The organism is Pectobacterium polonicum (assembly GCF_005497185.1).
GTDB lineage: Bacteria > Pseudomonadota > Gammaproteobacteria > Enterobacterales > Enterobacteriaceae > Pectobacterium > Pectobacterium polonicum.
Map to the genome: position 1 here is coordinate 45,819 of NZ_RJTN01000016.1, position 23,666 is coordinate 69,484.

General features: G+C 49.8%; 25 protein-coding genes. 10 read left to right on the forward strand and 15 right to left on the reverse strand.

What is annotated here, in order from left to right:
* Window positions 1-4 precede the first annotated feature (4 nt).
* The 12 genes from holB to yceD all read right to left on the reverse strand — a co-directional run bounded on the left by holB (window position 5) and on the right by yceD (window position 9,777).
* A complete protein-coding gene (holB, locus tag EDI29_RS15545) occupies window positions 5-1,015 on the reverse strand; it encodes a DNA polymerase III subunit delta' (RefSeq protein ID WP_137741621.1) in 1,011 nt (336 codons plus the stop codon).
* A complete protein-coding gene (gene tmk, locus EDI29_RS15550) occupies window positions 1,015-1,674 on the reverse strand; it encodes a dTMP kinase (RefSeq protein ID WP_137741622.1) in 660 nt (219 codons plus the stop codon). The genes holB and tmk overlap by 1 nt, the downstream gene beginning before the upstream one ends.
* Complete coding sequence (gene mltG / locus EDI29_RS15555; RefSeq protein ID WP_137741623.1) at window positions 1,664-2,683, reverse strand: endolytic transglycosylase MltG; 1,020 nt, start codon at window positions 2,681-2,683, stop codon at window positions 1,664-1,666. The genes tmk and mltG overlap by 11 nt, the downstream gene beginning before the upstream one ends.
* Before the next feature lie 14 nt (window positions 2,684-2,697).
* Window positions 2,698-3,495, reverse strand: a complete 798-nt coding sequence (gene pabC / locus EDI29_RS15560; RefSeq protein ID WP_137741624.1) for an aminodeoxychorismate lyase — start codon at window positions 3,493-3,495, stop codon at window positions 2,698-2,700.
* 127 nt (window positions 3,496-3,622) lie between these two features.
* Window positions 3,623-4,864 (reverse strand): beta-ketoacyl-ACP synthase II, encoded by a 1,242-nt coding sequence (gene fabF, locus EDI29_RS15565; RefSeq protein WP_107167702.1) that lies wholly within the window; start codon window positions 4,862-4,864, stop codon window positions 3,623-3,625.
* Window positions 4,865-4,945: 81 nt separating this feature from the next.
* Entirely contained in the window at window positions 4,946-5,182 is a 237-nt protein-coding gene (gene acpP, locus EDI29_RS15570) for an acyl carrier protein (RefSeq protein ID WP_005970506.1), read from the reverse strand.
* 154 nt (window positions 5,183-5,336) lie between these two features.
* Window positions 5,337-6,071, reverse strand: a complete 735-nt coding sequence (gene fabG / locus EDI29_RS15575; RefSeq protein ID WP_107167703.1) for a 3-oxoacyl-ACP reductase FabG — start codon at window positions 6,069-6,071, stop codon at window positions 5,337-5,339.
* 14 nt (window positions 6,072-6,085) lie between these two features.
* Window positions 6,086-7,015: an ACP S-malonyltransferase gene (gene fabD, locus EDI29_RS15580; RefSeq protein WP_137741625.1), complete on the reverse strand. Its 930-nt coding sequence runs from the start codon at window positions 7,013-7,015 to the stop codon at window positions 6,086-6,088.
* Between the two features lie 17 nt (window positions 7,016-7,032).
* The gene (locus EDI29_RS15585) at window positions 7,033-7,986 is read right to left on the reverse strand and encodes a beta-ketoacyl-ACP synthase III (RefSeq protein ID WP_137741626.1); all 954 of its coding nucleotides are present in this window, start codon (window positions 7,984-7,986) and stop codon (window positions 7,033-7,035) included.
* 6 nt (window positions 7,987-7,992) lie between these two features.
* Window positions 7,993-9,039 (reverse strand): phosphate acyltransferase PlsX, encoded by a 1,047-nt coding sequence (gene plsX / locus EDI29_RS15590; protein WP_137741627.1) that lies wholly within the window; start codon window positions 9,037-9,039, stop codon window positions 7,993-7,995.
* 29 nt (window positions 9,040-9,068) lie between these two features.
* Entirely contained in the window at window positions 9,069-9,239 is a 171-nt protein-coding gene (rpmF, locus tag EDI29_RS15595) for a 50S ribosomal protein L32 (RefSeq protein WP_011093369.1), read from the reverse strand.
* A gap of 16 nt (window positions 9,240-9,255) precedes the next feature.
* Window positions 9,256-9,777, reverse strand: coding sequence for a 23S rRNA accumulation protein YceD (yceD, locus tag EDI29_RS15600; protein WP_005970520.1), 522 nt, complete (start codon window positions 9,775-9,777; stop codon window positions 9,256-9,258).
* Window positions 9,778-9,917: 140 nt separating this feature from the next.
* On the opposite strand from yceD, the gene EDI29_RS15605 reads away from it, so the two are divergent.
* Entirely contained in the window at window positions 9,918-10,502 is a 585-nt protein-coding gene (locus tag EDI29_RS15605) for a Maf family protein (protein ID WP_137741628.1), read from the forward strand.
* Between the two features lie 58 nt (window positions 10,503-10,560).
* Here the strand turns inward: EDI29_RS15605 and rluC are convergent, their stop codons facing one another.
* On the reverse strand, window positions 10,561-11,517 hold the full coding sequence (gene rluC / locus EDI29_RS15610) for a 23S rRNA pseudouridine(955/2504/2580) synthase RluC (protein WP_137741629.1): 957 nt from the start codon (window positions 11,515-11,517) through the stop codon (window positions 10,561-10,563).
* A gap of 582 nt (window positions 11,518-12,099) precedes the next feature.
* On the opposite strand from rluC, the gene rne reads away from it, so the two are divergent.
* Window positions 12,100-15,423 carry a ribonuclease E gene (rne, locus tag EDI29_RS15615; RefSeq protein WP_137741630.1) on the forward strand — a complete coding sequence of 1,108 codons (3,324 nt, stop codon included), beginning with the start codon at window positions 12,100-12,102 and terminating at the stop codon, window positions 15,421-15,423.
* Window positions 15,424-15,483: 60 nt separating this feature from the next.
* On the opposite strand, the gene EDI29_RS15620 is transcribed toward rne, so the two are convergent.
* On the reverse strand, window positions 15,484-15,771 hold the full coding sequence (locus EDI29_RS15620) for a putative quinol monooxygenase (protein WP_137741631.1): 288 nt from the start codon (window positions 15,769-15,771) through the stop codon (window positions 15,484-15,486).
* 184 nt (window positions 15,772-15,955) lie between these two features.
* Between EDI29_RS15620 and pyrC the strand changes: the two genes are divergently transcribed.
* From pyrC to EDI29_RS15650, 6 genes are all read left to right on the forward strand, one after another.
* Window positions 15,956-16,999 (forward strand): dihydroorotase, encoded by a 1,044-nt coding sequence (pyrC, locus tag EDI29_RS15625; RefSeq protein ID WP_137741632.1) that lies wholly within the window; start codon window positions 15,956-15,958, stop codon window positions 16,997-16,999.
* A gap of 106 nt (window positions 17,000-17,105) precedes the next feature.
* On the forward strand, window positions 17,106-17,345 hold the full coding sequence (gene dinI, locus EDI29_RS15630) for a DNA damage-inducible protein I (RefSeq protein WP_137741633.1): 240 nt from the start codon (window positions 17,106-17,108) through the stop codon (window positions 17,343-17,345).
* A gap of 88 nt (window positions 17,346-17,433) precedes the next feature.
* Window positions 17,434-17,691 (forward strand): hypothetical protein, encoded by a 258-nt coding sequence (locus EDI29_RS15635; RefSeq protein WP_107167714.1) that lies wholly within the window; start codon window positions 17,434-17,436, stop codon window positions 17,689-17,691.
* Window positions 17,692-18,055: 364 nt separating this feature from the next.
* Window positions 18,056-18,310 carry a biofilm formation regulator BssS gene (bssS, locus tag EDI29_RS15640; protein WP_005970542.1) on the forward strand — a complete coding sequence of 85 codons (255 nt, stop codon included), beginning with the start codon at window positions 18,056-18,058 and terminating at the stop codon, window positions 18,308-18,310.
* A 459-nt stretch (window positions 18,311-18,769) separates the two neighbouring features.
* Window positions 18,770-19,324, forward strand: coding sequence for a cytochrome b (locus EDI29_RS15645; RefSeq protein WP_137741634.1), 555 nt, complete (start codon window positions 18,770-18,772; stop codon window positions 19,322-19,324).
* Between the two features lie 29 nt (window positions 19,325-19,353).
* Window positions 19,354-19,929 carry a YceI family protein gene (locus tag EDI29_RS15650; RefSeq protein ID WP_137741669.1) on the forward strand — a complete coding sequence of 192 codons (576 nt, stop codon included), beginning with the start codon at window positions 19,354-19,356 and terminating at the stop codon, window positions 19,927-19,929.
* Between the two features lie 75 nt (window positions 19,930-20,004).
* On the opposite strand, the gene trhO is transcribed toward EDI29_RS15650, so the two are convergent.
* On the reverse strand, window positions 20,005-21,072 hold the full coding sequence (trhO, locus tag EDI29_RS15655; RefSeq protein ID WP_137741635.1) for an oxygen-dependent tRNA uridine(34) hydroxylase TrhO: 1,068 nt from the start codon (window positions 21,070-21,072) through the stop codon (window positions 20,005-20,007).
* A gap of 216 nt (window positions 21,073-21,288) precedes the next feature.
* On the opposite strand from trhO, the gene EDI29_RS15660 reads away from it, so the two are divergent.
* Complete coding sequence (locus EDI29_RS15660; RefSeq protein ID WP_137741636.1) at window positions 21,289-22,383, forward strand: NADH:flavin oxidoreductase/NADH oxidase; 1,095 nt, start codon at window positions 21,289-21,291, stop codon at window positions 22,381-22,383.
* Window positions 22,384-22,651: 268 nt separating this feature from the next.
* The gene (locus EDI29_RS15665) at window positions 22,652-23,572 is read left to right on the forward strand and encodes a Kdo(2)-lipid IV(A) acyltransferase (RefSeq protein WP_137741637.1); all 921 of its coding nucleotides are present in this window, start codon (window positions 22,652-22,654) and stop codon (window positions 23,570-23,572) included.
* The last annotated feature ends 94 nt before the right edge of the window (window positions 23,573-23,666 follow it).

Sequence of the window (23,666 nt, forward strand, 5' to 3'; positions counted from 1 at the left end):
GTAATTAAACAGAAAAAGGATGGCTGTCGCGCTTAACCGATGAAGCAAGCGTGCGCTCCCCATCAAGCAGGCGTTCCGTCAGCAGCAGCTCACGGTTCACACCCGTGACGGTCAGCAATTTTTGCCGACAAGCCAACCACTGTTGCAGCTCATACTGCAAATGTGCGGAAGGTTCGCGCGCCAGACGCTCAACCAGTTCGATCTGATCCTGATTCACCCAATGCTCGCTTGCCCCCTGCTGCCATTTCATGGCATCCAGCAGTAGCGTGGCCAACCAGTGAATACGAACATCAACATCGTCATGATTTAGCTGTGGTATCAACGAGAGCTGATCTCGCGAAGCCAGCGCGGCAGAAAACGCCTGACACAGCGCGCTACGCTGTTTCCAACGCTCTGGCTGCAATAACGCCTCGGCGGCTAGCGGCGCGCCCGATTGTAATCTCAACGCCGTGCGCAATGCCTTGCTGTCATGGCGATGGCGAGCATTCAGCCACAGTACGCTCTGCGTCTCGCTAGGGACATCCAGATAGTGATACAGGCAACGGCTACGTAAGGTTGCCAACAACCGCGCGGGTTCCCGACAGCCAAATAGAAAGAAGGTATTCTGCGGCGGTTCTTCCAGCGTTTTCAGCAGTGCATTCGCAGCGGCTTCTGTCAGTTGCTCGGCAGAAGCCAGCCAAATCACTTTTGCTCCGCCCTGTCGAGAGTGTTGGTACACTTTTTCCACGACGTCACGCACCGGATCGACCCCCAGACTGTGCTTGCCCTTCTCCGGGCTCAGCACATGCCAGTCCGGGTGCGTTCCCGCTGTCATCAGGTTACAAGAGTGGCACTGGCCGCAACTTTTCATGCCGTCTGGTCGCTGACAGATCAGCCAGCGACTTAGCGCATAAGTCAGCGATTCATCGCCCATGCCCGGCAGCGCATGCAGCAACACCGCATGATGCCCCCTGCCCGCCTGATATTGACCGATAAGCTGCCGATAAGAGGCATTCAGCCACGGATACCACTCCATCAGCCCTGCCCCTGCGCAACGGGCTGCAACCCTTGTTGCTGCAACCACTGCTGTAACGTCGCCTGAATATCTGCACTGACGGCATCAATAGACTGTGAGGCATCGATCGTCAGGATACTGCCATCCTCCGCCGCCAGTTCCTGATAGCGGGAACGGGTACGATCAAAGAAAGCCAGTGATTCCTGCTCGATTCTATCTAATTCTCCGCGTTGACGCGCACGCTGCAAGCCGATGGCTGGCGGTAAATCAAGATAGAGCGTCAGGTCAGGACGAAAATCGCCCAGCACGGTGTCACGCAGCGAGCGCAGCAGTTGTTGATCGATCCCACGTCCGCCGCCCTGATAAGCCTGTGACGAGAGATCGTGACGATCGCCGATAACCCATTTCCCATCTGCCAGCGCAGGTTTGATGACATTATCCACCAGTTGCACTCTGGCCGCGTACAGCATTAAAACTTCCGCTTTGTCGGTGACCTTCTCATCGGCCATACCTTGCTTAATCAGCTCTCGCAGCTTCTCTGCCAGCGGTGTGCCACCGGGCTCTCTCGTAAACACCACCTCTTTCACACCATGTGAACGCAGCGTTTCCACGACAATATTGCGCGCGGTGGTCTTCCCTGCGCCTTCCAATCCTTCAATGACGATAAATTTACTGTTCATCCCGTTCCTTTAACGCTGAGCGGTATACCCTCACAGCACGGTTATGGTCTGCAAGGTTAGTGGTAAAACTGTGTCCGCCTTTTCCATCCGCCACAAAATACAGGTACGACGTTTTGGCTGGATGCGCAGCCGCATCCAATGACGCTTTCCCCGGCATCGCGATCGGCGTCGGTGGCAAGCCGGCGATGACATACGTATTGTAAGGTGTCGGCGTATCTAATGCTTTACGGGTTATCACACCTTTATAGTCATCCCCCATGCCATAAATTACCGTGGGATCGGTTTGCAACCGCATACCAAGCCGTAAACGATTGATAAAAACGGAAGCGACCTGCGTGCGCTCTTCATTGATCGCCGTTTCTTTTTCAATGATTGACGCCATCGTCAGCAACTCGTCTGGTGTCTTGTACGGTAAGCCCTCTTCACGCCCTTTCCATACCTCATCCACCGTTTTTTTCATACGCTGATGCGCACGCTGTAACAAGGCGCTATCGCTCGTACCGGCCGTATATGAATAGGTATCAGGATAAAACCAGCCTTCTGGGTTCGTCTTATCTTTGATGTCTAACTGAGTCGCGATGTCCTGCTCAGTTTTATCGTTCAGCGCATGCTTGATATAAGGCGCCTGCTGCAACGTGACAAGCCACTCTTTCAGGCGTGAACCTTCGACAAAACGGATGGTGAACTGTGCTTCCTTTCCACTGGACAGCAACACCAACATTTCGCGCACGCTCATTCCCGTCGTAAAGCGATATGTACCCGCCTTGAATTTTGCCAATTCGGGTTCAATACGCAGCAGCCATGGAAAAAACGCGCCATCAGTAATAATTTTTTGATCGAGAAGCAGCGCTTCCAGCCCTTCTCTTCCCGTACCGGCAGGAAGCGTGAAAATAGTTTCTTTTTCGATAGCCAATGGTGAACCAGCAAAACGCTGCATTTTCTGCCACGCAACCAGCAACATCAACACAACCGCAGCGATAATCAGCAAACCAATTTTCTTTTTCTTCATAAATCAACCATCTACTAGCAGTTAGAACTCAGGAATTGATAAAGCTCTCGGGAGTGGTAACGCCAGACGTGCGCCTGATTCACGGGGACTAGCGGCATTAATGCATTACAAATCAACACTTCATCCGCATCGGCCAATACGCCAATCGGTTCACTAACGATCTGTAACTCGAAATCAGACCCCGCCAGCAAAGCGATAATGTGCTGCCGGGCAACGCCATCTACGCCAGACTGTGACAAATCCGGCGTATAGACGCTATGCCCTTTACGCCAGAATAAATTAGCGGCACAGCATTCCACTAGCGCACCAGAGGTGTCAAGCACGAGGGTCTCATCGGCCGAGGTCTGGTCAAGATGCGCACGAATCAACACTTGTTCGAGCCGATTCAGATGCTTTAATCCCGCCAACAGCGGGTTTTTGGCTAACGCCACAGGGCTGAGATTCAGGCTAATGCCCTGCTCACGCCAGTCGACATAATGTACAGGATAGTCTGCCTGTATCACTATTCGGCTTGGCTGCGCACAGCCTTGTGTGCCGTAACCACGTCCGCCGACGCCACGCGTGAGCATGACTTTCACTACACCGTTTGCACGGCCCAGTGCGGCCTGTTTCATTTCCGCGATCAGGCTTTCCCAGTCAACAGGCGGGAATAACAAGCGTGCCGTAGCCTGTTGCATCCGAACGATATGTCGATCGAACCAAACAATCTCGCCAGCACTGACTCTGGCGGTCGTAAAACAACCGTCACCATACTGCGTACCCCGATCGAGTACCGAAAGCTGTTCCTGTAACTGACCATTAATCCACAGCATAATAAGCTCCGCGTCATTCATCGCCGTCAGCTTGCCAGTAAAGCGGCATCGCCCACAAGCAGGTGTGTCTGATTTTATTCAGGCAAAAAAAAACCCGGAAACCGGGTTTTTATAGACGCGATTGCAATCAAACTTTACGGAAGATCAGAGAACCGTTGGTTCCGCCGAAACCGAAAGAGTTGCAGAGTACGTATTCCAGATCGCTGACCTGACGCGCCTCATGCGGCACAAAATCCAGATCGCAGCCTTCATCTGGATTATCCAGATTGAGCGTTGGCGGAACCGCTTGATCGCGTAGAGCAAGAATACTGAAGATTGACTCTACTGCGCCTGCTGCACCGAGCAAGTGGCCTGTCATGGATTTAGTCGAGCTAACCAGTACACGACTGGCGTCCGCACCAAATACGGATTTCACGGCCTGAGTTTCCGCTTTATCACCCGCTGGCGTAGAGGTGCCATGCGCGTTGATATAACCGATTTGGCTCGTTGACACACCCGCATCACGCAGTGCATTTTCCATCGCCAGCGCGGCACCTGAACCGTTCTCCGGCGGAGACGTCATATGATACGCATCGCTGCTCATGCCAAATCCAACAACTTCTGCATAGATTTTCGCACCGCGCTTTTTCGCGTGTTCATATTCTTCCAGCACCATGAGGCCAGCGCCGTCGCCCAGCACGAAGCCATCACGATCTTTATCCCACGGACGGCTTGCCGCCTGAGGATCGTCATTGCGCGTAGACAACGCACGAGCAGCACCGAATCCGCCGACACCTAATGGCGTACTGGCTTTTTCCGCACCGCCGGCCAACATCACATCCGCATCATTGTAGGCAATAATACGTGCTGCCTGACCAATATTATGCACGCCAGACGTACAGGCCGTAGCGATAGAGATACTCGGGCCACGCAGTCCGAACATGATAGTCAGATGACCTGCCACCATATTAACGATGGTGGACGGTACGAAGAACGGACTGATTTTACGCGGGCCGCCGTTCACCAGCGCAGTGTGGTTCTCTTCAATAAGACCCAGACCGCCGATGCCGGAACCAATCGCCGCACCGATACGCGGAGCGTTCTCTTCCGTTACTTCCAAACCAGAGTCCTGCATGGCCTGAACGCCAGCAGCAACACCGTATTGAATAAAGGCATCCATTTTGCGTGCTTCTTTACGCGAAATGAATTCCTCAGAATTAAAATCCTTTACTAAGCCAGCAAAACGCGTTGCATAGGCACTAGTATCGAAATGGTCGATCAGGCTGATACCACTCTGACCGGCAAGAAGAGCACTCCAGGTAGACTCAACTGTATTGCCGACAGGAGATAACATGCCCAGTCCGGTCACAACTACTCGACGCTTAGACACGCTTATCCTCCAGGGAGGGAAAAAAAGACACTGCGGGACAAAAAAACTTAGGCGGTCGAATGACCGCCTAGATATGTTCGCTTACTGCTGGTTAGCCTGAATGAAATCAATGGCTGCCTGAACAGTCGTGATTTTTTCAGCTTCTTCGTCTGGAATCTCAGTATCAAATTCTTCTTCCAGAGCCATTACCAGCTCAACAGTGTCAAGAGAATCAGCGCCGAGGTCATCAACGAAAGAAGCATTGTTTACGACTTCTTCCTGCTTAACACCAAGCTGTTCAACGATGATTTTCTTAACGCGTTCTTCGATAGTGCTCATACTCTTAAATTTCCTATCAAAACTCGCTTTCGCGATGGTTTTCGTAGTGTATAAAATGTTTGAAAAGATGCAACAAAATCTCGGCTGGTCGAACCACGATTTTGTGCTATTTTGCGGTTATCACCGCAAATAAAGCAAATAGTTTTCGAGCTTTTTAGATCATATACATGCCGCCATTGACATGCAATGTTTCGCCAGTAATGTAAGCAGCTTCATCAGAGGCTAAAAATACAACAGCACTGGCGATTTCTTTAGCATCACCGAGTCGGTTAGCTGGAACCGACGCCAAAATGCCTGCTCGCTGTTCTTCTGTCAATGCCTGAGTCATATCTGTTTCGATAAAACCAGGTGCGACCACGTTGACCGTAATACCACGAGAAGCGACTTCACGCGCGAGGGATTTGCTGAACCCAATCAGCCCCGCCTTCGCTGCCGCGTAGTTAGCTTGCCCTGCATTGCCCATCGTTCCCACAACGGAGCCGATGGTAATGATACGGCCAAAACGTTTCTTCATCATGGCACGCATCACTGCTTTAGACATACGGAATACCGACGTGAGATTGGTATCCAGAATATCGTGCCATTCATCATCTTTCATACGCATCAATAGGTTATCACGAGTGATGCCGGCGTTATTGATAAGAATATCAATTTCCCCGAATTCTGCGCGAATTTCTGCCAATACGCTTTCTACTGATGCCGCATCAGCAACATTCAGCATATAACCTTTACCGTTTTCACCCAACCAACTACTAATGGCTTCAGCACCTTTTTCGCTGGTTGCAGTACCAATGACTTTTGCCCCGCGAGCAACCAACGTCTCGGCGATGGCACGCCCTATACCACGGCTTGCACCGGTAACCAGTGCAATTTTCCCCTCAAAACTCATTGTCTTCTCCGTTCTTATTTCTCAATCGCCGCTGATAGAGAAGCAGGATCGTTCACCGCAGCTGCTGTCAGGGTATCGACGATTCGTTTGGTTAAGCCAGTCAACACTTTACCCGGCCCGACTTCTAACAGTGACTCAACCCCTTGAGAGGCCATAAATTCAACACAGTCAGTCCAGCGCACTGGGCAATGAAGCTGGCGCACCAGCGCATCACGAATCGCTTCCGGCGTGGTTTCGATGCTGGCATCTACATTGTTTACAACTGGGATGACCGGAGAATTAAAGGTCACGGACTCGAGCGCAATAGCCAGTTTCTTCGCAGCAGGTTCCATCAACGCACAGTGTGATGGAACACTGACAGGCAACGGCAGCGCCCGCTTCGCTCCCGCCGCTTTACACGCAGCACCCGCACGCTCAACGGCGTCTTTATTACCCGCTATCACCACCTGACCCGGCGAATTAAAGTTTACTGGTGACACCACCTGTCCCTGCGCAGACTCTTCACAGGCTTTGGCAATGGCATCGTTATCAAGGCCGATAATGGCATACATTGCGCCTGTACCTTCCGGCACCGCTTCTTGCATCAGTTTGCCACGTAATTCAACCAAACGAACAGCCTGTTGGAAATCCAGAACACCTGCACAAACCAGTGCAGAATACTCACCAAGGCTATGGCCAGACATCAACGCAGGCGTTTTTCCTCCCTGCTGCTGCCAGGCACGCCAGATAGCAACAGAGGCGGTCAGCAATGCAGGCTGAGTTTGCCAGGTTTTATTCAACTCTTCAGCCGGCCCTTGCTGGGTAAGCTGCCACAGGTCATAACCTAACGCTTCAGAAGCCTGAGCAAACGTTTCGGTGACGATCGGGTATTCTGCTGCAAGTTCAGCCAACATCCCTACCGTCTGCGAGCCCTGACCGGGAAACACCATTGCAAATTGCGTCATATCACAATCCTGTTTAATTAAAAACGAACCAGCGCGGAACCCCAGGTAAACCCGCCGCCAAAGGCTTCAAGCAACACCAGTTGCCCTGGTTGAATACGCCCATCGCGCACGGCTTCATCAAGCGCTGAAGGCACGGAAGCAGCGGAGGTATTACCATGACGATCCAACGTCACAACCACCTTGTCCATCCCCATACCCAGCTTCTTCGCCGTGGCGCTGATAATTCGCAGGTTAGCCTGATGAGGCACCAGCCAGTCTAATTCACTTTTGTCCAGTTGAGCCGCTTGCAGCGTTTCCTCAACGATATGTGCCAGTTCAGTCACTGCCACTTTAAAGACTTCATTACCCGCCATCGTCAGGTAAGCAGGCGTATCTGTATGGTTACGATCCTGATGCGGCAACGTCAGCAACTCGCCATAACGACCATCGGCATGAAGATGGGTGGAAAGAATACCCGGTTGCTCTGACGGCGTTAACAGTACGGCACCCGCACCATCTCCGAACAGAATCAACGTCCCGCGATCTTCAGGGTCCAATGTGCGAGACAATGTATCGGAGCCGATCACCAGTGCGTATTTCACCGCGCCACTTTTAACATATTGATCGGCAACGCTCAGCGCATAGGTAAAACCTGCACACGCAGCGGCCAGATCGAAAGCAATCGTATCCTTTATCCCTAATAATTGCTGAACCTGACAGGCTGAGCTAGGGAAAGCATGGCTTGATGATGTTGTAGCAACGATTAGAAGGCCAACCTCAGAAGGATCGACATTCGCCATTTCCAGCGCTTTCTGCGCGGCACTGTATCCCATGGTCGCAACGTTTTCATCCGGCGCAGCAATACGGCGCTCACGAATTCCAGTACGTGTGACGATCCATTCGTCCGTCGTTTCCACCATCTTTTCTAAATCAGCGTTTGTCCTGATTTCTTCAGGCAGGTAGCTGCCCGTTCCGATTATTTTTGTATACATGTACGCTTAGTCACTCTTGGGTAATACCGCTTCTAGACGAGCGGCAATCCGCTCGGGAAGCTGCCGCCGTACCGTCTGCATTGCCTGTTCAATAGCAACCGCAAACGCTCTCTGGTTTGCTGCACCATGGCTTTTGATTACAGTTCCCCGCAATCCTAGCAGGCATGCGCCATTATATTGATCGGGGTTCAAATGGCCGAAACGCTTTGATAAGCGTTTTTGTAACAAACGCCCCAGCCATTTCAACCACCAGGATCGCTTTTGTTTTTGCCCTGGGCCTGAAGCGGGAGATTTCAGCAGTGACAGGAACATCCTTACCACACCCTCTACCGTTTTCAATGTGACATTACCCACAAAGCCGTCACAGACCATCACATCCGTTTTCCCCGTCAGCAGATCGTTGCCTTCCAGATAACCGATATAATTTATTGATGGTGCCTCTTTTAACTGTGCCGCTGCTTCACGGATAGTGCTCAGCCCTTTGCTTTCTTCTTCACCGATATTCAACAACGCGACCCGAGGATTCGCCAGTCCCAGCACCTCTTCTGCCATCACTGAGCCCATCACGGCAAACTGAACCAGCATCGTGCTGTCACAGTCAACATTCGCTCCCAGATCCAACACGACTGTTTTTCCGTGTTGCTGGTGAGGTAATACTGACACCAACGCGGGGCGCTCAATGCCTTCCAGTGGCTTAATCAAGAGCTTGGCCAGCCCCATCAGTGCACCGGTGTTGCCAGCACTCACACAGGCCTGTGCTCGACCGTCTTTAATCAACTCAAGCGCGATGCGCATTGAGGTACCACGGCTCGCGCGAATAGCTTGCGACGGCCTCGCATCACTAGCAATAACCGACTCCGCCGGAACAACTTCTAAGCGGGAAAGTAAATCAGAATCGACTTTGGCAAGTAATGGAGTAATCGCAGCAGGATCGCCGACTAATAACAAATTGAGAGCTGGATTAGAAGCCAGTGCCTGCAATGCAGCAGGCACTGTTACGCAGGGACCAAAATCCCCGCCCATCGCATCTAACGCCAGAGTTAGGCGTGTCAAGGTATTGCCTTGCAAATAATTCGCAGGAATTACTTAGCAATAACCTTGCGACCGCGGTAGTAACCGTCCGCAGTGATGTGGTGACGCAGGTGAGTTTCGCCAGAAACTTTATCTACGGATACAGAAGAGGTAGTCAGCGCATCATGTGAACGACGCATACCACGTTTGGAACGGCTAGGTTTGTTTTGTTGTACGGCCATGGACCTTACTCCTTAATTACTTACGCTTTAAACTGGCTAATACGGCAAACGGATTCGGTTTTTCCGCCTCTGCAGGCAGTTGACCAAAAACCATGTCCGCTTCGGACACTTCACAGTGTTCAGAATCATGCACCGGGGCGATAGGCAACATCAGAATAATTTCATCTTCAATCATTGCCAGCAGATCGACTTCGCCAAATTCATCAACGCCGATCGGCTCATACGCTTCCGGTAACGCTTCGGCCTGCTCATCATTGACGACCGGGCTGAAACAGAATGTCGCATGGACTTGATGTTCAAACGGCTTTCCGCAACGTTGACACATCAGTGTGACCGTAACGTCAGCGTTACCGTCAATCACTGCCAGACGCTGATTATCAATATTGAAAGATAAAGAGGCCTGAACATCACTATCCACACTCACCACTGATTCGGCAACACGCTCTACTTGTTCAGCCGAATAGATACCGACGTAATCTAAACGCTTCTGAGCAGTGCGGACCGCATCAAGGGTTAAGGGTAATTTTACCTTTTGCATAGGGCGCGCATATTAACGTCGTAACGACATAGAGTCAAAGAAAAAGGCAGTGATGCACCACCTTTCACCAATATTCGCTTCCAGAGCGGCGCACAGTTTAAAATGCCTTTCATCATTACGCTACGGTTTATCAAAAAATTATGCAGCAGATTGTTCTCGCCTCAACCTCACCTTACCGTCGAGCCTTATTGGAAAAGCTCGCGATCCCTTTTGTTTGCGCATCACCAGATATCGATGAAACCCCTCCCCCCGGAGAAAACGCTGTCGATCTCGTGATCCGCCTTGCTGAAAGCAAAGCACGAGTGCTGGCCGCGCACTACCCCAATCACCTGATTATCGGTTCCGATCAGGTTTGCGTCCTTGGGAACGCGATAACAGGAAAACCGCATAATAAGGGTAACGCAACACGCCAGTTACAGCAGGCCAGCGGAAAGTGTGTTTCCTTCTTCACGGGTTTAGCGCTCTTCAATAGCGCAACCCAAGAAATACAGAGCCTCGCAGAGCCATTTGACGTGCATTTTCGTACGCTAACGGAAGCGGAAATTGACGGTTATCTGGAGAAAGAGCAGCCGTGGAACTGCGCGGGCAGCTTTAAAAGCGAAGGATTGGGCATTGCCCTCTTTGAGCGATTGTCGGGACGAGATCCTAATACACTCATTGGGTTACCTTTAATCGCGCTGATACAGATGTTACAAAAGGAAGGCGTGAATCCACTGGTGGTATAAAACGAATCGGGATAGCCCAATAGAAAGCTACCCCGATAGATAAAAGCGGCGTGAATGATTAGCTTTTTGTCTTGCGCAACGCTTGTAAACAGCGCCGTAGCCCGCTATCCAATGGCGCTTCGACTCTCAGCGTTTCACCCGTGTTCGGATGTTCAAAACGTAGCGCCTGCGCATGCAGGAATAGACGTTTTAATCCCGTGTCCTTTAGTTGTTCATCGAATTCGCGATCGCCGTAACGGTCATCAAACGCGATGGGGTGCCCAGCATACTGGGCATGTACACGAATTTGATGTGTACGCCCAGTAACAGGGCTCGCCCGCACCAGCGTCGCGTGTTCAAAACGTTCTTCGATTTTAAAGCGCGTTTCTGACGGTTTACCGTCGCTGTTTACCCGAACTATGCGTTCACCACTTTGCAGGATATTTTTCAGCAGTGGCGCCTGAACAACTTTGCAATGTGACTGCCATTGACCGCGAACTAGCGCCAGATAGTCCTTTTGCATCCCTTTCAGCCGCAGCTGTTCGTGCAGAGAACGCAAGGCCGAACGTTTTTTGGCGACCAGTAAAACGCCTGAAGTATCGCGATCGAGGCGATGTACCAATTCCAGAAAACGCGCTTCCGGGCGTAAAGCACGCAGCCCTTCAATCACACCGAAACTTAAGCCACTGCCGCCATGCACGGCCGTACCTGAAGGCTTGTTCAGCACCAACAGGTAGTCATCTTCATAAATAATACACTCAGCCAATGCCGCCACTTTGCCAAGACTGGCAGAAACAGGTGTTTCATCGCGTTCTGCCTGTCGCACAGGCGGAATTCGAATGACATCACCGTCGAGCAATTTATACTCCGGCTTGACCCGTTTCTTATTTATCCTTACCTCACCTTTTCGCAAGATACGGTAAACCATGCTTTTAGGCACACCCTTTAAGTGGGTATGCAAAAAATTATCGATACGCTGCCCCGCTTCATCTGCGGAGATCGTCACAAATTGTACTGAAGGATTATCTGTTTTCATGATGCGCGATTCTAAATAGAGCAACCCGATAGCGCCACTTCTTTTTCTGTGCTTAACTGTGTGTCTGACTTATGAAGATATTGTTGCACTTACGGATGCGTTGGGCTGTAGCACCAAACCCTGTCCGTTTTGGTGATCACAACAGAACTATCTTTATACAGACAGGCAAAGTCACCTTGCTATAACGGTATCAGCAGTGGAATAATGCTTTTGCGTTTCCCACGCGGATTTCCGATAGAACAAGGGGAAATTGCGAAATTATTAAATTTGCCTGATGACGCACACACGCAGCAATGGCGTAAGACGTAATGCGAAATCAAGCAGTTAGCGGGCTGCGGATTGCAGCTTGGCCGGCAAATGGAATCAGATCTGGCGACATTATTCAGAAGCTGTTCCCTCAGTAAATGCGCTGTTTTCCATAAGCAAACACAGGCTACCGAAACATGCGTCTCTATGCAGGCGACAACCGGGAGGTTGACGTCCCTGCGATAAGCCACGAGGCCATCGGTTCACTCCGGTCATGCGGTTCTTTTGTCCGCAGCTCTATCAATAATGCAAGTAAAAATAACGAGTAAGTTGAAGATGAAAAGAATGTTAATTAACGCAACTCAGCAGGAAGAGTTGCGTGTTGCCTTGGTTGATGGTCAACGGCTGTATGATTTGGATATTGAAAGCCCAGGTCATGAACAGAAGAAAGCAAATATCTACAAAGGTAAAATCACTCGCATCGAACCCAGTCTTGAAGCGGCTTTTGTTGATTACGGCGCTGAAAGGCACGGTTTCCTCCCTCTTAAAGAAATCGCCCGCGAATACTTCCCCAGCAACTATGCTTCCCATGGTCGTCCGAACATTAAAGACGTGTTACGTGAAGGTCAGGAAGTTATTGTTCAGGTAGACAAAGAAGAGCGTGGCAACAAAGGTGCAGCGCTGACCACCTTTATCAGTCTGGCGGGTAGTTACCTGGTCTTAATGCCGAATAACCCTCGCGCAGGCGGTATCTCACGCCGAATCGAAGGTGACGATCGTACTGAGCTCAAAGAAGCATTGGGATCGTTACAACTGCCTGATGGCATGGGACTCATTGTTCGTACGGCTGGTGTGGGTAAATCCGCTGAAGCACTGCAATGGGATCTGGCTTTCCGTCTGAAACACTGGGACGCGATCAAAAAAGCCGCTGAAGGTCGCCAGGCACCGTTCCTGATTCATCAGGAAAGTAACGTGATCGTCCGTGCTTTCCGTGATTATCTGCGCCCAGACATTGGCGAGATTTTGATCGACAACCCCAAAATTCTCGATCTGGCGAAAGAACATATTTCTGCGCTGGGTCGCCCTGACTTCAGCAGCAAAATCAAATTGTACAGTGGTGAAATTCCGCTTTTCAGCCACTATCAGATCGAATCGCAGATTGAATCGGCTTTCCAACGTGAAGTTCGCTTGCCGTCCGGCGGTTCTATTGTTATCGATACGACCGAAGCGCTGACTGCAATTGATATCAACTCCGCCCGCGCAACACGCGGTGGTGATATTGAAGAGACGGCATTTAATACGAACCTTGAAGCCGCAGATGAAATTGCCCGCCAACTTCGCCTGCGTGACCTCGGTGGCCTGATCGTTATCGACTTCATCGATATGACCCCAGTTCGTCACCAACGCGAAGTTGAAAACCGCCTACGTGATTCAGTACGCCAAGATCGTGCGCGTATTCAGATCGGTCGGATTTCCCGTTTCGGTCTGCTGGAAATGTCACGTCAGCGTCTGAGCCCTTCACTGGGCGAATCCAGCCATCACGTTTGCCCGCGCTGTAGCGGCACAGGGACAATTCGTGATAATGAATCACTTTCACTGTCGATTCTTCGCCTGATTGAAGAAGAAGCACTGAAAGAAAACACCAAAGAAGTTCACGCCATCGTTCCAGTCCAGATTGCGTCTTATTTGCTGAACGAAAAGCGTGATGCCGTCAACGCCATTGAGAAACGTCAGGGTGGTGTGCGCGCGATCATCGTGCCACACGACGGTATGCAAACACCGCACTACTCTGTGGTTCGTGTCCGTAAAGGCGAAGAAAAACCGACGCTCAGTTATCTGTTGCCTCAGCGTTTGGAAACGGAAACGCAGCAACTGCAAGATGAACAAACGATCGAACGTAAACAGCCTGAGCAACCCGCTTTAGCAACGTTCAGTATGGCTGAAATGCCGGCAGAAACTGCACCACCGGTTGCCAAAGCAGCTCCGGTGGTAGCGAAAGCCGCAGAAGAGGCTCAGCCTGGCCTCATTAGCCGTTTCTTCGGTGCTTTAAAAAGCGTCTTTGCTTCTGAACCAGCAGCAAAAGTAGCGGATAGCGTTGACGAGAAGAAAGCCGAAGAAGAGAAGTCTACTGAAGGCCAACGCTCTGAACGTCGTAATTCACGCCGTCAGAGTAATAATCGCCGTGACCGTGGCTCTCGTGACAATCGTGACAATCGTGACAATCGTGACAATCGTGAACAGCGTGATGATCAGCGCCGTAACAAGCGACAAAACGACGAAACGGTTGCGGAAAACCGCGTTACGGAAAATGTGGAAAAAGCGGGCTCGGAAGAACATCCGCGCCGTGAACCGCGTGCTGAACGTCAGCGTCGTCGTCAGGATGAGCGCCGCCCAGCTCAGACAGAGGAAAAAGTTCAACCAGCAACCCCTGATTCCGATGACAATGCAGCCGATCAGGATAAACCGACTCCGGTTATGCAACGCCGTCAACGCCGTCAGTTAACGCAGAAAGTACGTGTTCAGTCTGAAGCGCAGCAGGATACGCTCTCTGATAACGCAGCACCGGTGGCGGAAGCATCCGAACTGGCTCAGTCTTACGTTAAGCCAAACAATGCTGCGATAGACACCAACGAGAGCGATAACGAGCAAAACGATGCAAACCGTGCTAATGGCGAAAATGGCGGTATGCCACGTCGTTCGCGTCGTTCACCTCGCCACCTGCGTGTTAGCGGCCAGCGCCGCCGTCGTTATCGTGATGAGCGTTACCCGTCTCAGTCGCCAATGCAGTTGGAATTTGCTGCCGCGTCACCGGAAATGGCATCAGGAAAAGTATGGGTTAGCTATCCTGTCGCACAACCGCAGCAGGCTGAAAACCAACAGTTGGAAGAGAACGTAGCAGCAATTGAAACACCGCTGTTACCTGCCTTTGTCGAATCCGCAGTGACTGCACAAACTGACACAGTGGAATCCAACGCGGTTGAAAACGTCGCGATTACTGAAGCGGTAGTTCACGAAGAAGCCGCTGTCACCGCAACAGCACAATCTGCCGACGTTATCCAGGATAGCAATGTAGCGGATGTCGACCTGAACTCTGTGGATGAAAACATCGTTGTCGAACCAGTAGTTACTGAGAATACGGCTATCGATGATGTCATCGCAGCGGCTGCTGTGAGTGCGGTTGAAGAAGCAAAAGCTGTTGAGGTTGATGATACTGTTACGCTTCAGGCAGTTGAAGACACACAGACCGTTGAAACTGTCGTTGCTGAAGAAAAACTGGCAGATGATATCGCTGACGCGACTGAAACAACTGATGTGGCAGCGTCAGTTTCTACCCCGGCGGTTTCGGAAGTACAGGAAGTCAGCCAACCACAAAGCGTTCAGGATGAGCTGGCGATCGCTACCAGCACACCAGTGGTTGTAGAAGAATCTGCCGCGAACGTAACAAAAGCTGTGACTATCGTTGAGCTGCCTCGCTATAAGCTCCATGCGACGGCACCAATGACTAAAGCCCCAGCGCCGGCATACAACGCCGAACCTGCTCGACACAGTGATTGGGTACGCCCGACCTATCCATTCTCTGGGAAAGGCTCGGCAGGCGGCCATACCGCAGTTAACCAATCAACTGCGCCAGCAACCAAACCTGCGCCAGTCAACGAGTAACGCTGACGTTTATAGACAAAAACCCGCCAATTGGCGGGTTTTTTTATGGGCAGCCTTTTATTAGCCTAAAAAATTCAATTGCTTGATATCTACACTGTCCGTTTTGCCACTCAATTCAGCCAACAGACTTTTAAAGTGTGCGCTTTGTTCATGTGATGCCAAAGCATCCCGATCTTTCCAGCGCTCGAAGAACACAAATGAACCGGGCTTATCCACGACTTCATGCAGATCATATTGCACATTACCCGCTTCCTGTCGGCTAGGTGATACCACGCGCTTTAGCGTTGCGGTAACATCAGCAATGAACTCAGCCTTTGCCTGAATAGTGGCAACAATACGAATTTCCATATACATCCCTTGTTTATCAATGAAAAGATAATGCTATCAGATGCCAATCGACGCTTAATTTCAAGCATTCATCAACAAACGGATGCATTCAAATGGCTTTACGCTTATCCTTATCCCCCGCCGTATCAGTCCCAAAACCAACCGAAAGACGCTGTTTTTCTACTGACCGCCGGAGCGCAATTCCATGACCGCACAGCCCACTATTCTTAAAATCCGTCGTCCTGACGATTGGCACATTCACCTACGTGACGATCGGATGCTGGAAACCGTTCTCCCCTATACCAGCCGTTTCTTCGGCCGTGCGATTGTTATGCCCAACCTGACGCCGCCGATTACCAGCGTAGCCAGCGCGATTGCGTATCGTCAGCGTATTTTAGCCGCGGTTCCGCAGGGGGATAACTTTCATCCGCTGATGACGTGCTACCTGACTGATGCACTCGATGCCAATGAGATCGTGAGCGGCTTTGAGCAAGGTGTATTTACCGCTGCCAAACTCTACCCAGCCAACGCGACAACGAACTCCAGCCATGGCGTAACCAGCGTCGCCAATATCTCCGGTATTCTGGAGAAAATGCAGAAAATTGGCATGCCATTGCTCATTCACGGTGAAGTGACCGACCCCGCCATTGATATTTTCGATCGGGAAGCGCGCTTCATCGAAACTGTACTGGAGCCGTTACGCCAACAATTCCCTGAGCTGAAAGTCGTCCTTGAACACATCACGACGAAAGAAGCAGCGCAGTACGTTGTTGCAGGCAATGATTATCTCGCGGCAACCATTACCCCTCAGCACTTAATGTTTAATCGCAATCATATGCTAGTTGGTGGCGTTCGCCCTCACCTGTATTGCTTACCAATCCTAAAACGTAACACACACCAGCAGGCGCTGCGTGAAGCGGTTGCTGGCGGCTGTGATCGGCTTTTCCTCGGCACGGATTCCGCGCCCCATGCAAAACACAGAAAAGAGTCCAGCTGCGGTTGTGCAGGTGTATTCAATGCTCAGGCGGCATTAAGCACCTATGCCACCGTTTTTGAAGAAATGAACGCGCTGGATAAACTCGAAGCATTCTGCTCCCTGAACGGCCCACGTTTTTATGACCTGCCGGTAAACGACAGCTGGATTGAGCTTCATCGTGAAACCGTCACGTTCCCCGAAGAAATTGCTCTCGGCGACGAATCGCTAATCCCCTTCCTGGCTGGCCAAAGCCTCAACTGGTCAGTCCGTTAATCGACAAGCCCATCAGCATTATGCCGATGGGCTAAATTTTAGTGCGTGTCTTGTTCTTCATTCACAATAACTGTATAAATAAACAGTTTAAAATTTGGAGGTCAGCATGCGCGTAGAAATCACTCTTGCAAAGACAACGCCTTTACCCGCTGGTGCAGTCGACGCACTCAAGCATGAGCTGGAAAAGCGTATTCACAAAATTTATCCCGACACGCCCATTCAAGTTCGTTATGCATCCGCTAATAGCCTGACAGTGATGGGCGCAGGCAAAGATGACAAAGATCGTATCTCTGAAATCTTGCAGGAAACGTGGGAAAGTGCCGATGATTGGTTTGCAGCAGAGTAATCTAAAGCTTGAAAGATAACGAAGACATAGGCTGTAATGGCAGTTTAAAGCGGCATTCCGCCATGTGCTACGATCGAGGGTATCTATTATGACGGTAGAAAAACCAGAAGAGGCAATGACATTCGGGGAATTGCTGGAGCTGATTGGCGAGCAGCAGCGCAAGATCGATGCTCTGGAGCTCGCTTTCTCATCCCTGGCATTCTGCTTCGATGAAAAAGCAAACAAACTGATGATTCACAATCTGACGTTGGAATCTCAGAATGAGAATCGGGACCCTACTGTGAAGAAATACCTTGCCCGACTGGCTGCCGCATTAGAGAAAAATGCTGGGTCCAGCACGGAATAGTGGCTCTACCGCCCCAGTAGCTGAACCTTCGGGATGGAAATCTATTCGTCCCGACACCTCATTAGGTACATTACTTATCTCTCTATACCCGTAATACTTCAAGCCGCAGGTGCGTTGGCTGCGTTCACTCACCCGAATCACTTACCTGAGTAAGCTCATCGGGACTCCCTCTCTTGCCGCCTTCCTGCAACTCGAATTATTTGGGGTATATCATTCCTAAGATGTAATCTTTTTACGAAAAATTGAAAATATTTCCCATAAATTAAATAAGCAGCAGTATACTGATAAAGCTCGTTTAAGAATAATGAGCCACCTGAAGCCTCGTTAGTCACTCATGTTAGTAACTAGTCAATAAGGGGTATTTATGGATAGAAAAAATGAAGTTATTCAGACACATCCTCTTGTAGGTTGGGACATCAGCACCGTTGACAGTTATGACGCCATGATGATCCGTTTGCATTACTTATCCACCTCGGATCAAGCACCAGATGAAGCCCATGTAGACCGGACGCTTTGGCTAACAACCGATGTTGCCAGGCAATTGATACACATACTCGAAGCCGGTATCGCGAAAATCGAATCGACAGACTGTGACGTCAGTGATTATCGAAAACATTAGTAATTGATAGCGTTATTAATATTACATTCAATACCTATTAATTTTTCTTAATAACATTTTCTTTCGTAATACTAGTTAAAATAACAACACCGCCTCAATGGCGGTGTTGTTATTTTCAGCATATTCTCATTTCTTTATTTATTACCGCACTTAATGCTAATTTCCTCACCTCTAATTAATCACTCACGTCATTATTATTCAGTAAACTGCATCCGATAAATGCCATAACACCTTATTTTCTCGCAAAGCCCCCTCTCTTTTGTCAGAGAAATAGCTCGACGCAATATTTATTTCTGAAAAATACTCATAACTAAATTGAATAAAATATAAATTTAAATTCAAAAAAACTGTTCATAATTATGATAATGTTAAAATTGAAAAATTTATATTGCTTTTATGTTTTCCAATGATTAATTATTAGCCACCACAATGTTATCGTTAAGATAAGGAGTTCTCATCATGCTTTGGCGTAATACCTCTTCGCGTTACGGCCATATCAGCATTCTTCTGCACTGGATTGCAGCGCTGGCTATCTATGGAATGTTCGCTTTAGGACTATGGATGGTCACATTGGGATATTACGATATTTGGTATCACCGAGCGCCAGAAATTCATAAAGCCGTTGGTATGCTGCTCTTTGCCATCATAATTTTTCGCGTGGTGTGGCGTTTTATCTCTCCCCCGCCAGCGCCGTTAGAAAGTTACTCTACATTGACTCGCGTCAGTTCGACGCTGGCTCATATCGCTCTTTATGTCGTGTTATTTGGCATCCTCATCAGCGGATATCTCATTTCCACGGCGGAAGGACACCCGATCTCAGTTTTTGGTTGGTTTTCTATTCCGGCCACTATTAGCGGCTTGACGGATCAAGCCGATATCGCAGGCGACGTGCATCTTTATCTTGCATGGGCGGTGGTTGCTTTATCAGCGCTACACGCTTTCGCCGCATTAAAACACCACTTTATCGATGGTGATAGCACGTTGAAACGGATGTTGGGTCGCAACGTCCCTTAACTTTTTGTACTTATGGAGAAAAATCAATGCTGAAGAAAACACTACTGAGCCTGACCGCTGTATCCATGCTTGCTTCTGCTGGCTCGGCCCTGGCAGCAGAATATAAGTTTGACAAGGAAGGCCAGCACGCGTTTATTGAATTCCGCATTAAGCACCTTGGTTATAGTTGGCTTTACGGTAGCTTTAACGACTTCGACGGCGCTTTTACCTTTGATGAGAAAAACCCATCTGCGGACAAAGTGAATGTCACCATCAACACGAACAGTGTTGATACTAACCACGCTGAACGTGACAAACATCTGCGTAGCGCAGAGTTTTTAAACGCGTCCAAGCATCCGCAAGCAACGTTTACCTCAACAGAGGTGAAGAAAGACGGTGAAGATTACGATATTACCGGTAATCTGACCTTAAATGGCGTCACCAAGCCCGTTAAGCTGGATGCCAAACTCATCGGTCAGGGGGATGACCCATGGGGTAACTATCGCGCAGGGTTCCAGGCAGAAGGTACGATCAAGCTGAAAGACTTCAACATTACGACAGATTTGGGTCCTGCTTCACAGGATGTAGAGCTGATTATTGCCGTTGAAGGTGTTCGCCAGAAATAAGGCACCACCACACATCTGACAACAAAAAGCCCTTTCTTCTTGAAAGGGCTTTTATATTAATGGCTACGCCGTTAGCTATTCCGGTTTATCTTTCGCTACAGGCGCGGGAATATGCAGCGTTGACTGCAATAATCCTTTAGATTTATTGAAAATCTTCATTCCATTTTCACGACCGCTGCGTATTGCTCTTTGTTCTTCCAACGGAAGTTTCATTTCATCCTGACACTGTGTGCTACAACAGCCGTCATATTTAGCGGCGCAGCTTGGGCATTGAATAAACAGAAGATGGCACCCTTCATTACGGCAATTAGTGTGGCTATCACATGAAGCACCACACTGATGGCAATGCGCAATAACATCATCAGATATACGCTCTCCCATACGTTCATCAAACACGAAATTTTTTCCGATAAACTTCAACGGTAATCCTTTCGCCTTAGCCTGACGCGCATATTCAATAATACCGCCTTCTACGTGATACACATTCTTAAAGCCATGGTGCAACATATAGGCGCTGGCTTTTTCACAACGAATCCCACCCGTACAGTACATGACAATATTTTTATCACGCGCATCATCAAGCATATCCACAGCCATCGGTAACTGCTCACGAAATGTATCCGACGGCACTTCCAATGCATTCTCGAAATGCCCGACTTCATATTCGTAATGATTACGCATATCAACGAATACGGTATTAGGATCGTCGGCCATCGCGTTAACCTGATCGGCTTTCAGATATTGCCCGACATTCGCCGGGTTAAACGTGGGATCATCGATCCCATCAGCTACAATCCGTTCGCGTACTTTCATGCGCAATACCCAGAAGGACTTTCCATCGTCTTCCAGAGCGATATTTAAGCGAATCTGATCGAGTGCCGGGTGTGCGCTGAACAAGGTCGCTTTAAAAACATCAAACTGACTATTCGGGACGCTGATTTGTGCATTAATGCCTTCGGTTGCAATATATATGCGCCCAAAGACGTTATGCTGCTCAAGCTGGATATACAGACGATCGCGAAACGCTTTTGGGTCATCTATCGTAAAATATTTATAGAAGGAAACTGTGGTACGTGGCTCGGTTTCCGCAAGCATACGTGCCTTCAGTTCCTCATTGGAAACTCGGTTATGTAACACTGGCATGGTGTACGTTCCTGTCTTCATTGAGGTTAGTGAGTAACACTGATAGCCGAGCTGTAGCCAGGCATAGTGAATCGCCCGGCATCATACCTGATAGCATCGACGCTGTCAGGGCATGAAATGCATAGCGAAACGATAAAGAGTGATCTACCGTAAATAGATTATTCTTGTGATTCACTTGCGCTTTCATGAAGCATCATCATCGAAGGATCTGTCATTATGAGCCAGCTTTTCTCCCCTGTATCTCTTGGGCAACTCAAACTATCCAACCGAATCATCATCGCGCCAATGTGTCAATATTCGGCTGAGGATGGCAAGGCGACAGCCTGGCATACGATGCACTTAGGTAACCTGTCACATTCTGGAGCTGGGTTGCTCATTATTGAGGCCACGGCGATCTCACCTGAAGGCAGAATTTCCCCGCATGATCTTGGATTGTGGGATGACACAACCGAACAAGCACTTGCCAGTGTAATTCAGTCGGTCAAAACTTATTCTTCTATGCCTCTTGGTATACAGTTGGGACATGCTGGGCGTAAAGCGTCAACGGGCGTTCCGTGGGGCGGGCGGGCATTCCTGCGTCCAGAACAGGGAGGATGGCAGACTCTCGCACCATCGGCTATCCCTTACAACGCCAGCGATGATGAACCATTGGCGATGTCAGAACAGCACGTCCGCACGTTAGTTGAGTCCTTCGTTGACTCAGCGAAACGTGCAGACCGTTTGGGCTTTGATCTGATAGAGATTCACGCCGCCCACGGTTATTTACTGCATCAGTTCCTTTCTCCGCTGACAAATCAGCGCATAGATAACTATGGTGGCTCACTTCAAAACCGGATGCGTCTGGTCATTGAAATTTACCGTGCGGTACGAGACGTTTTCCCGGCGCATAAAGCCGTCGGCGTGCGTATTTCTGCAACAGATGGGGTTGAAGGAGGCTGGGATCTGGAGCAGTCCGTACAGCTTAGTAAAGCGCTACACGAGTTAGGCTGCGATTTCATCCATGTATCCAGCGGCGGACTCTCACCGTTACAGCAGATTCATGCCACACCTAATTATCAGGTGCCCTATGCGCAGCGGATCAAACAAGAAGTTGGCATCACCACTATCGCCGTGGGGTTGATAACCGAGCCAGAGCAGGCGGAAGCCATCGTTGCAACGGGTGAGGCAGACGCGATTGGGCTGGCTCGCGCGATACTTTTCGACCCACGCTGGCCATGGCATGCTGCCGTCAGGCTAGGAGCACAGGTATCGGCTCCCCCTCAGTACTGGCGCAGCGAGCCGCGTTATGCCAGAGGCATTTTCAAGCAATAACGGTGAATACGTTGCACCAGGCGGACGATGCAGTTGGGGTCGTCCCTTTTCTATTTCATCACGCGTTATGCTACCAAAGCCCGAAAAAATACGTTCTGGATAGAATGCAATTAACGCTGCATTTAGACTATAAAGCAGTTAATAATAGGGTAATAATTTGTTTTATTGGCGGATAACCGTAATAATCCGTCTTACTGCTAACTATTAACTCGTTTTTAACGGTTCACGTGCTGGCTCGCACCCGTACCACAATGTTGATACTGAGACTATGACACAAATCCCTTCTTTTAATCGTTCATTGCTACATCCGCGTTACTGGCTCACCTGGTTAGGAATCGGTGTCCTTTACCTTATCGTCTTGCTGCCCTATCCCGTTCTTTACCGTATCGGTGTCACGCTTGGCCATCTCGCAATGCGCCTGCTGCCGCAACGAGTCAAGATCGCCGCCCGCAACCTTGAATTGTGTTTCCCAGAGATGCCACAGCTTGAACGTGATGCATTAGTCAGAAAAAATTTCGAATCTGTCGGCATGGGTGTGGTTGAAACGGGTATGGCCTGGTTTTGGCCGAATTGGCGTCTTGAACGCTGGTTTACGGTCACAGGCCTTGAGCATATACGTCCAGAGAATGAACGAGAGCAGGGGGTGTTGCTCATCGGACTGCATTTTTTAACCTTGGAACTCGGGGCTCGAGTCTTTGGTATGCACAACCCGGGTATCGGCGTGTATCGTCCAAATGATAATAAGTTGATTGACTGGTTACAGACGTGGGGCAGGCTACGCTCTAACAAATCCATGCTCGACCGGAAAGATCTGAAAGGCATGATACGCGCCCTCAAACAGGGTGACATCATCTGGTATGCTCCAGATCACGACTATGGCCCACGCACCAGCGTATTTGCCCCTCTGTTTGCCGTAGATACAGCGGCCACAACCCGCGGTAGCTATATGCTAATCAAAACGGCACGCCCGGCAATCATTCCTTTTGTGCCGCGCCGATTGCCTGAAGGAAAAGGCTACGAACTGCGAATCCAACCTCCTGAGCAAGGTGTGCCTGTAGACAGTGAAACCGCGACCGCAGCGTGGATGAACAAGGTTGTTGAAAAGAATGTTCTGCTCGCACCGGATCAGTACATGTGGTTGCATCGCCGTTTCAAAACCCGCCCAGAAGGCGAACCGTCCCTTTATTAACTCATACGCTCTTGTTACTCATTTCAAGGATAGCAGCGCCTTGTTAGGGGTGAAAAAAAAGCAACGGCGACTGCCGTTGCTTTATCGTTCATGC

Coding starts and splice junctions, on each gene's coding strand:
- rpmF (WP_011093369.1), bottom strand. CDS start 9,239: ATGGCCGTACAACAAAACAAACCTAGCCGTTCCAAACGTGGTATGCGT.
- EDI29_RS15620 (WP_137741631.1), bottom strand. CDS start 15,771: ATGGAAATTCGTATTGTTGCCACTATTCAGGCAAAGGCTGAGTTCATT.
- fabD (WP_137741625.1), bottom strand. CDS start 7,015: ATGACGCAATTTGCAATGGTGTTTCCCGGTCAGGGCTCGCAGACGGTA.
- bssS (WP_005970542.1), top strand. CDS start 18,056: ATGGATAGAAAAAATGAAGTTATTCAGACACATCCTCTTGTAGGTTGG.
- mltG (WP_137741623.1), bottom strand. CDS start 2,683: ATGAAGAAAAAGAAAATTGGTTTGCTGATTATCGCTGCGGTTGTGTTG.
- tmk (WP_137741622.1), bottom strand. CDS start 1,674: ATGAACAGTAAATTTATCGTCATTGAAGGATTGGAAGGCGCAGGGAAG.
- EDI29_RS15665 (WP_137741637.1), top strand. CDS start 22,652: ATGACACAAATCCCTTCTTTTAATCGTTCATTGCTACATCCGCGTTAC.
- pabC (WP_137741624.1), bottom strand. CDS start 3,495: ATGCTGTGGATTAATGGTCAGTTACAGGAACAGCTTTCGGTACTCGAT.
- dinI (WP_137741633.1), top strand. CDS start 17,106: ATGCGCGTAGAAATCACTCTTGCAAAGACAACGCCTTTACCCGCTGGT.
- EDI29_RS15635 (WP_107167714.1), top strand. CDS start 17,434: ATGACGGTAGAAAAACCAGAAGAGGCAATGACATTCGGGGAATTGCTG.
- yceD (WP_005970520.1), bottom strand. CDS start 9,777: ATGCAAAAGGTAAAATTACCCTTAACCCTTGATGCGGTCCGCACTGCT.
- acpP (WP_005970506.1), bottom strand. CDS start 5,182: ATGAGCACTATCGAAGAACGCGTTAAGAAAATCATCGTTGAACAGCTT.
- pyrC (WP_137741632.1), top strand. CDS start 15,956: ATGACCGCACAGCCCACTATTCTTAAAATCCGTCGTCCTGACGATTGG.
- rluC (WP_137741629.1), bottom strand. CDS start 11,517: ATGAAAACAGATAATCCTTCAGTACAATTTGTGACGATCTCCGCAGAT.
- rne (WP_137741630.1), top strand. CDS start 12,100: ATGAAAAGAATGTTAATTAACGCAACTCAGCAGGAAGAGTTGCGTGTT.
- EDI29_RS15645 (WP_137741634.1), top strand. CDS start 18,770: ATGCTTTGGCGTAATACCTCTTCGCGTTACGGCCATATCAGCATTCTT.
- trhO (WP_137741635.1), bottom strand. CDS start 21,072: ATGCCAGTGTTACATAACCGAGTTTCCAATGAGGAACTGAAGGCACGT.
- EDI29_RS15585 (WP_137741626.1), bottom strand. CDS start 7,986: ATGTATACAAAAATAATCGGAACGGGCAGCTACCTGCCTGAAGAAATC.
- EDI29_RS15660 (WP_137741636.1), top strand. CDS start 21,289: ATGAGCCAGCTTTTCTCCCCTGTATCTCTTGGGCAACTCAAACTATCC.
- holB (WP_137741621.1), bottom strand. CDS start 1,015: ATGGAGTGGTATCCGTGGCTGAATGCCTCTTATCGGCAGCTTATCGGT.
- EDI29_RS15605 (WP_137741628.1), top strand. CDS start 9,918: ATGCAGCAGATTGTTCTCGCCTCAACCTCACCTTACCGTCGAGCCTTA.
- fabG (WP_107167703.1), bottom strand. CDS start 6,071: ATGAGTTTTGAGGGGAAAATTGCACTGGTTACCGGTGCAAGCCGTGGT.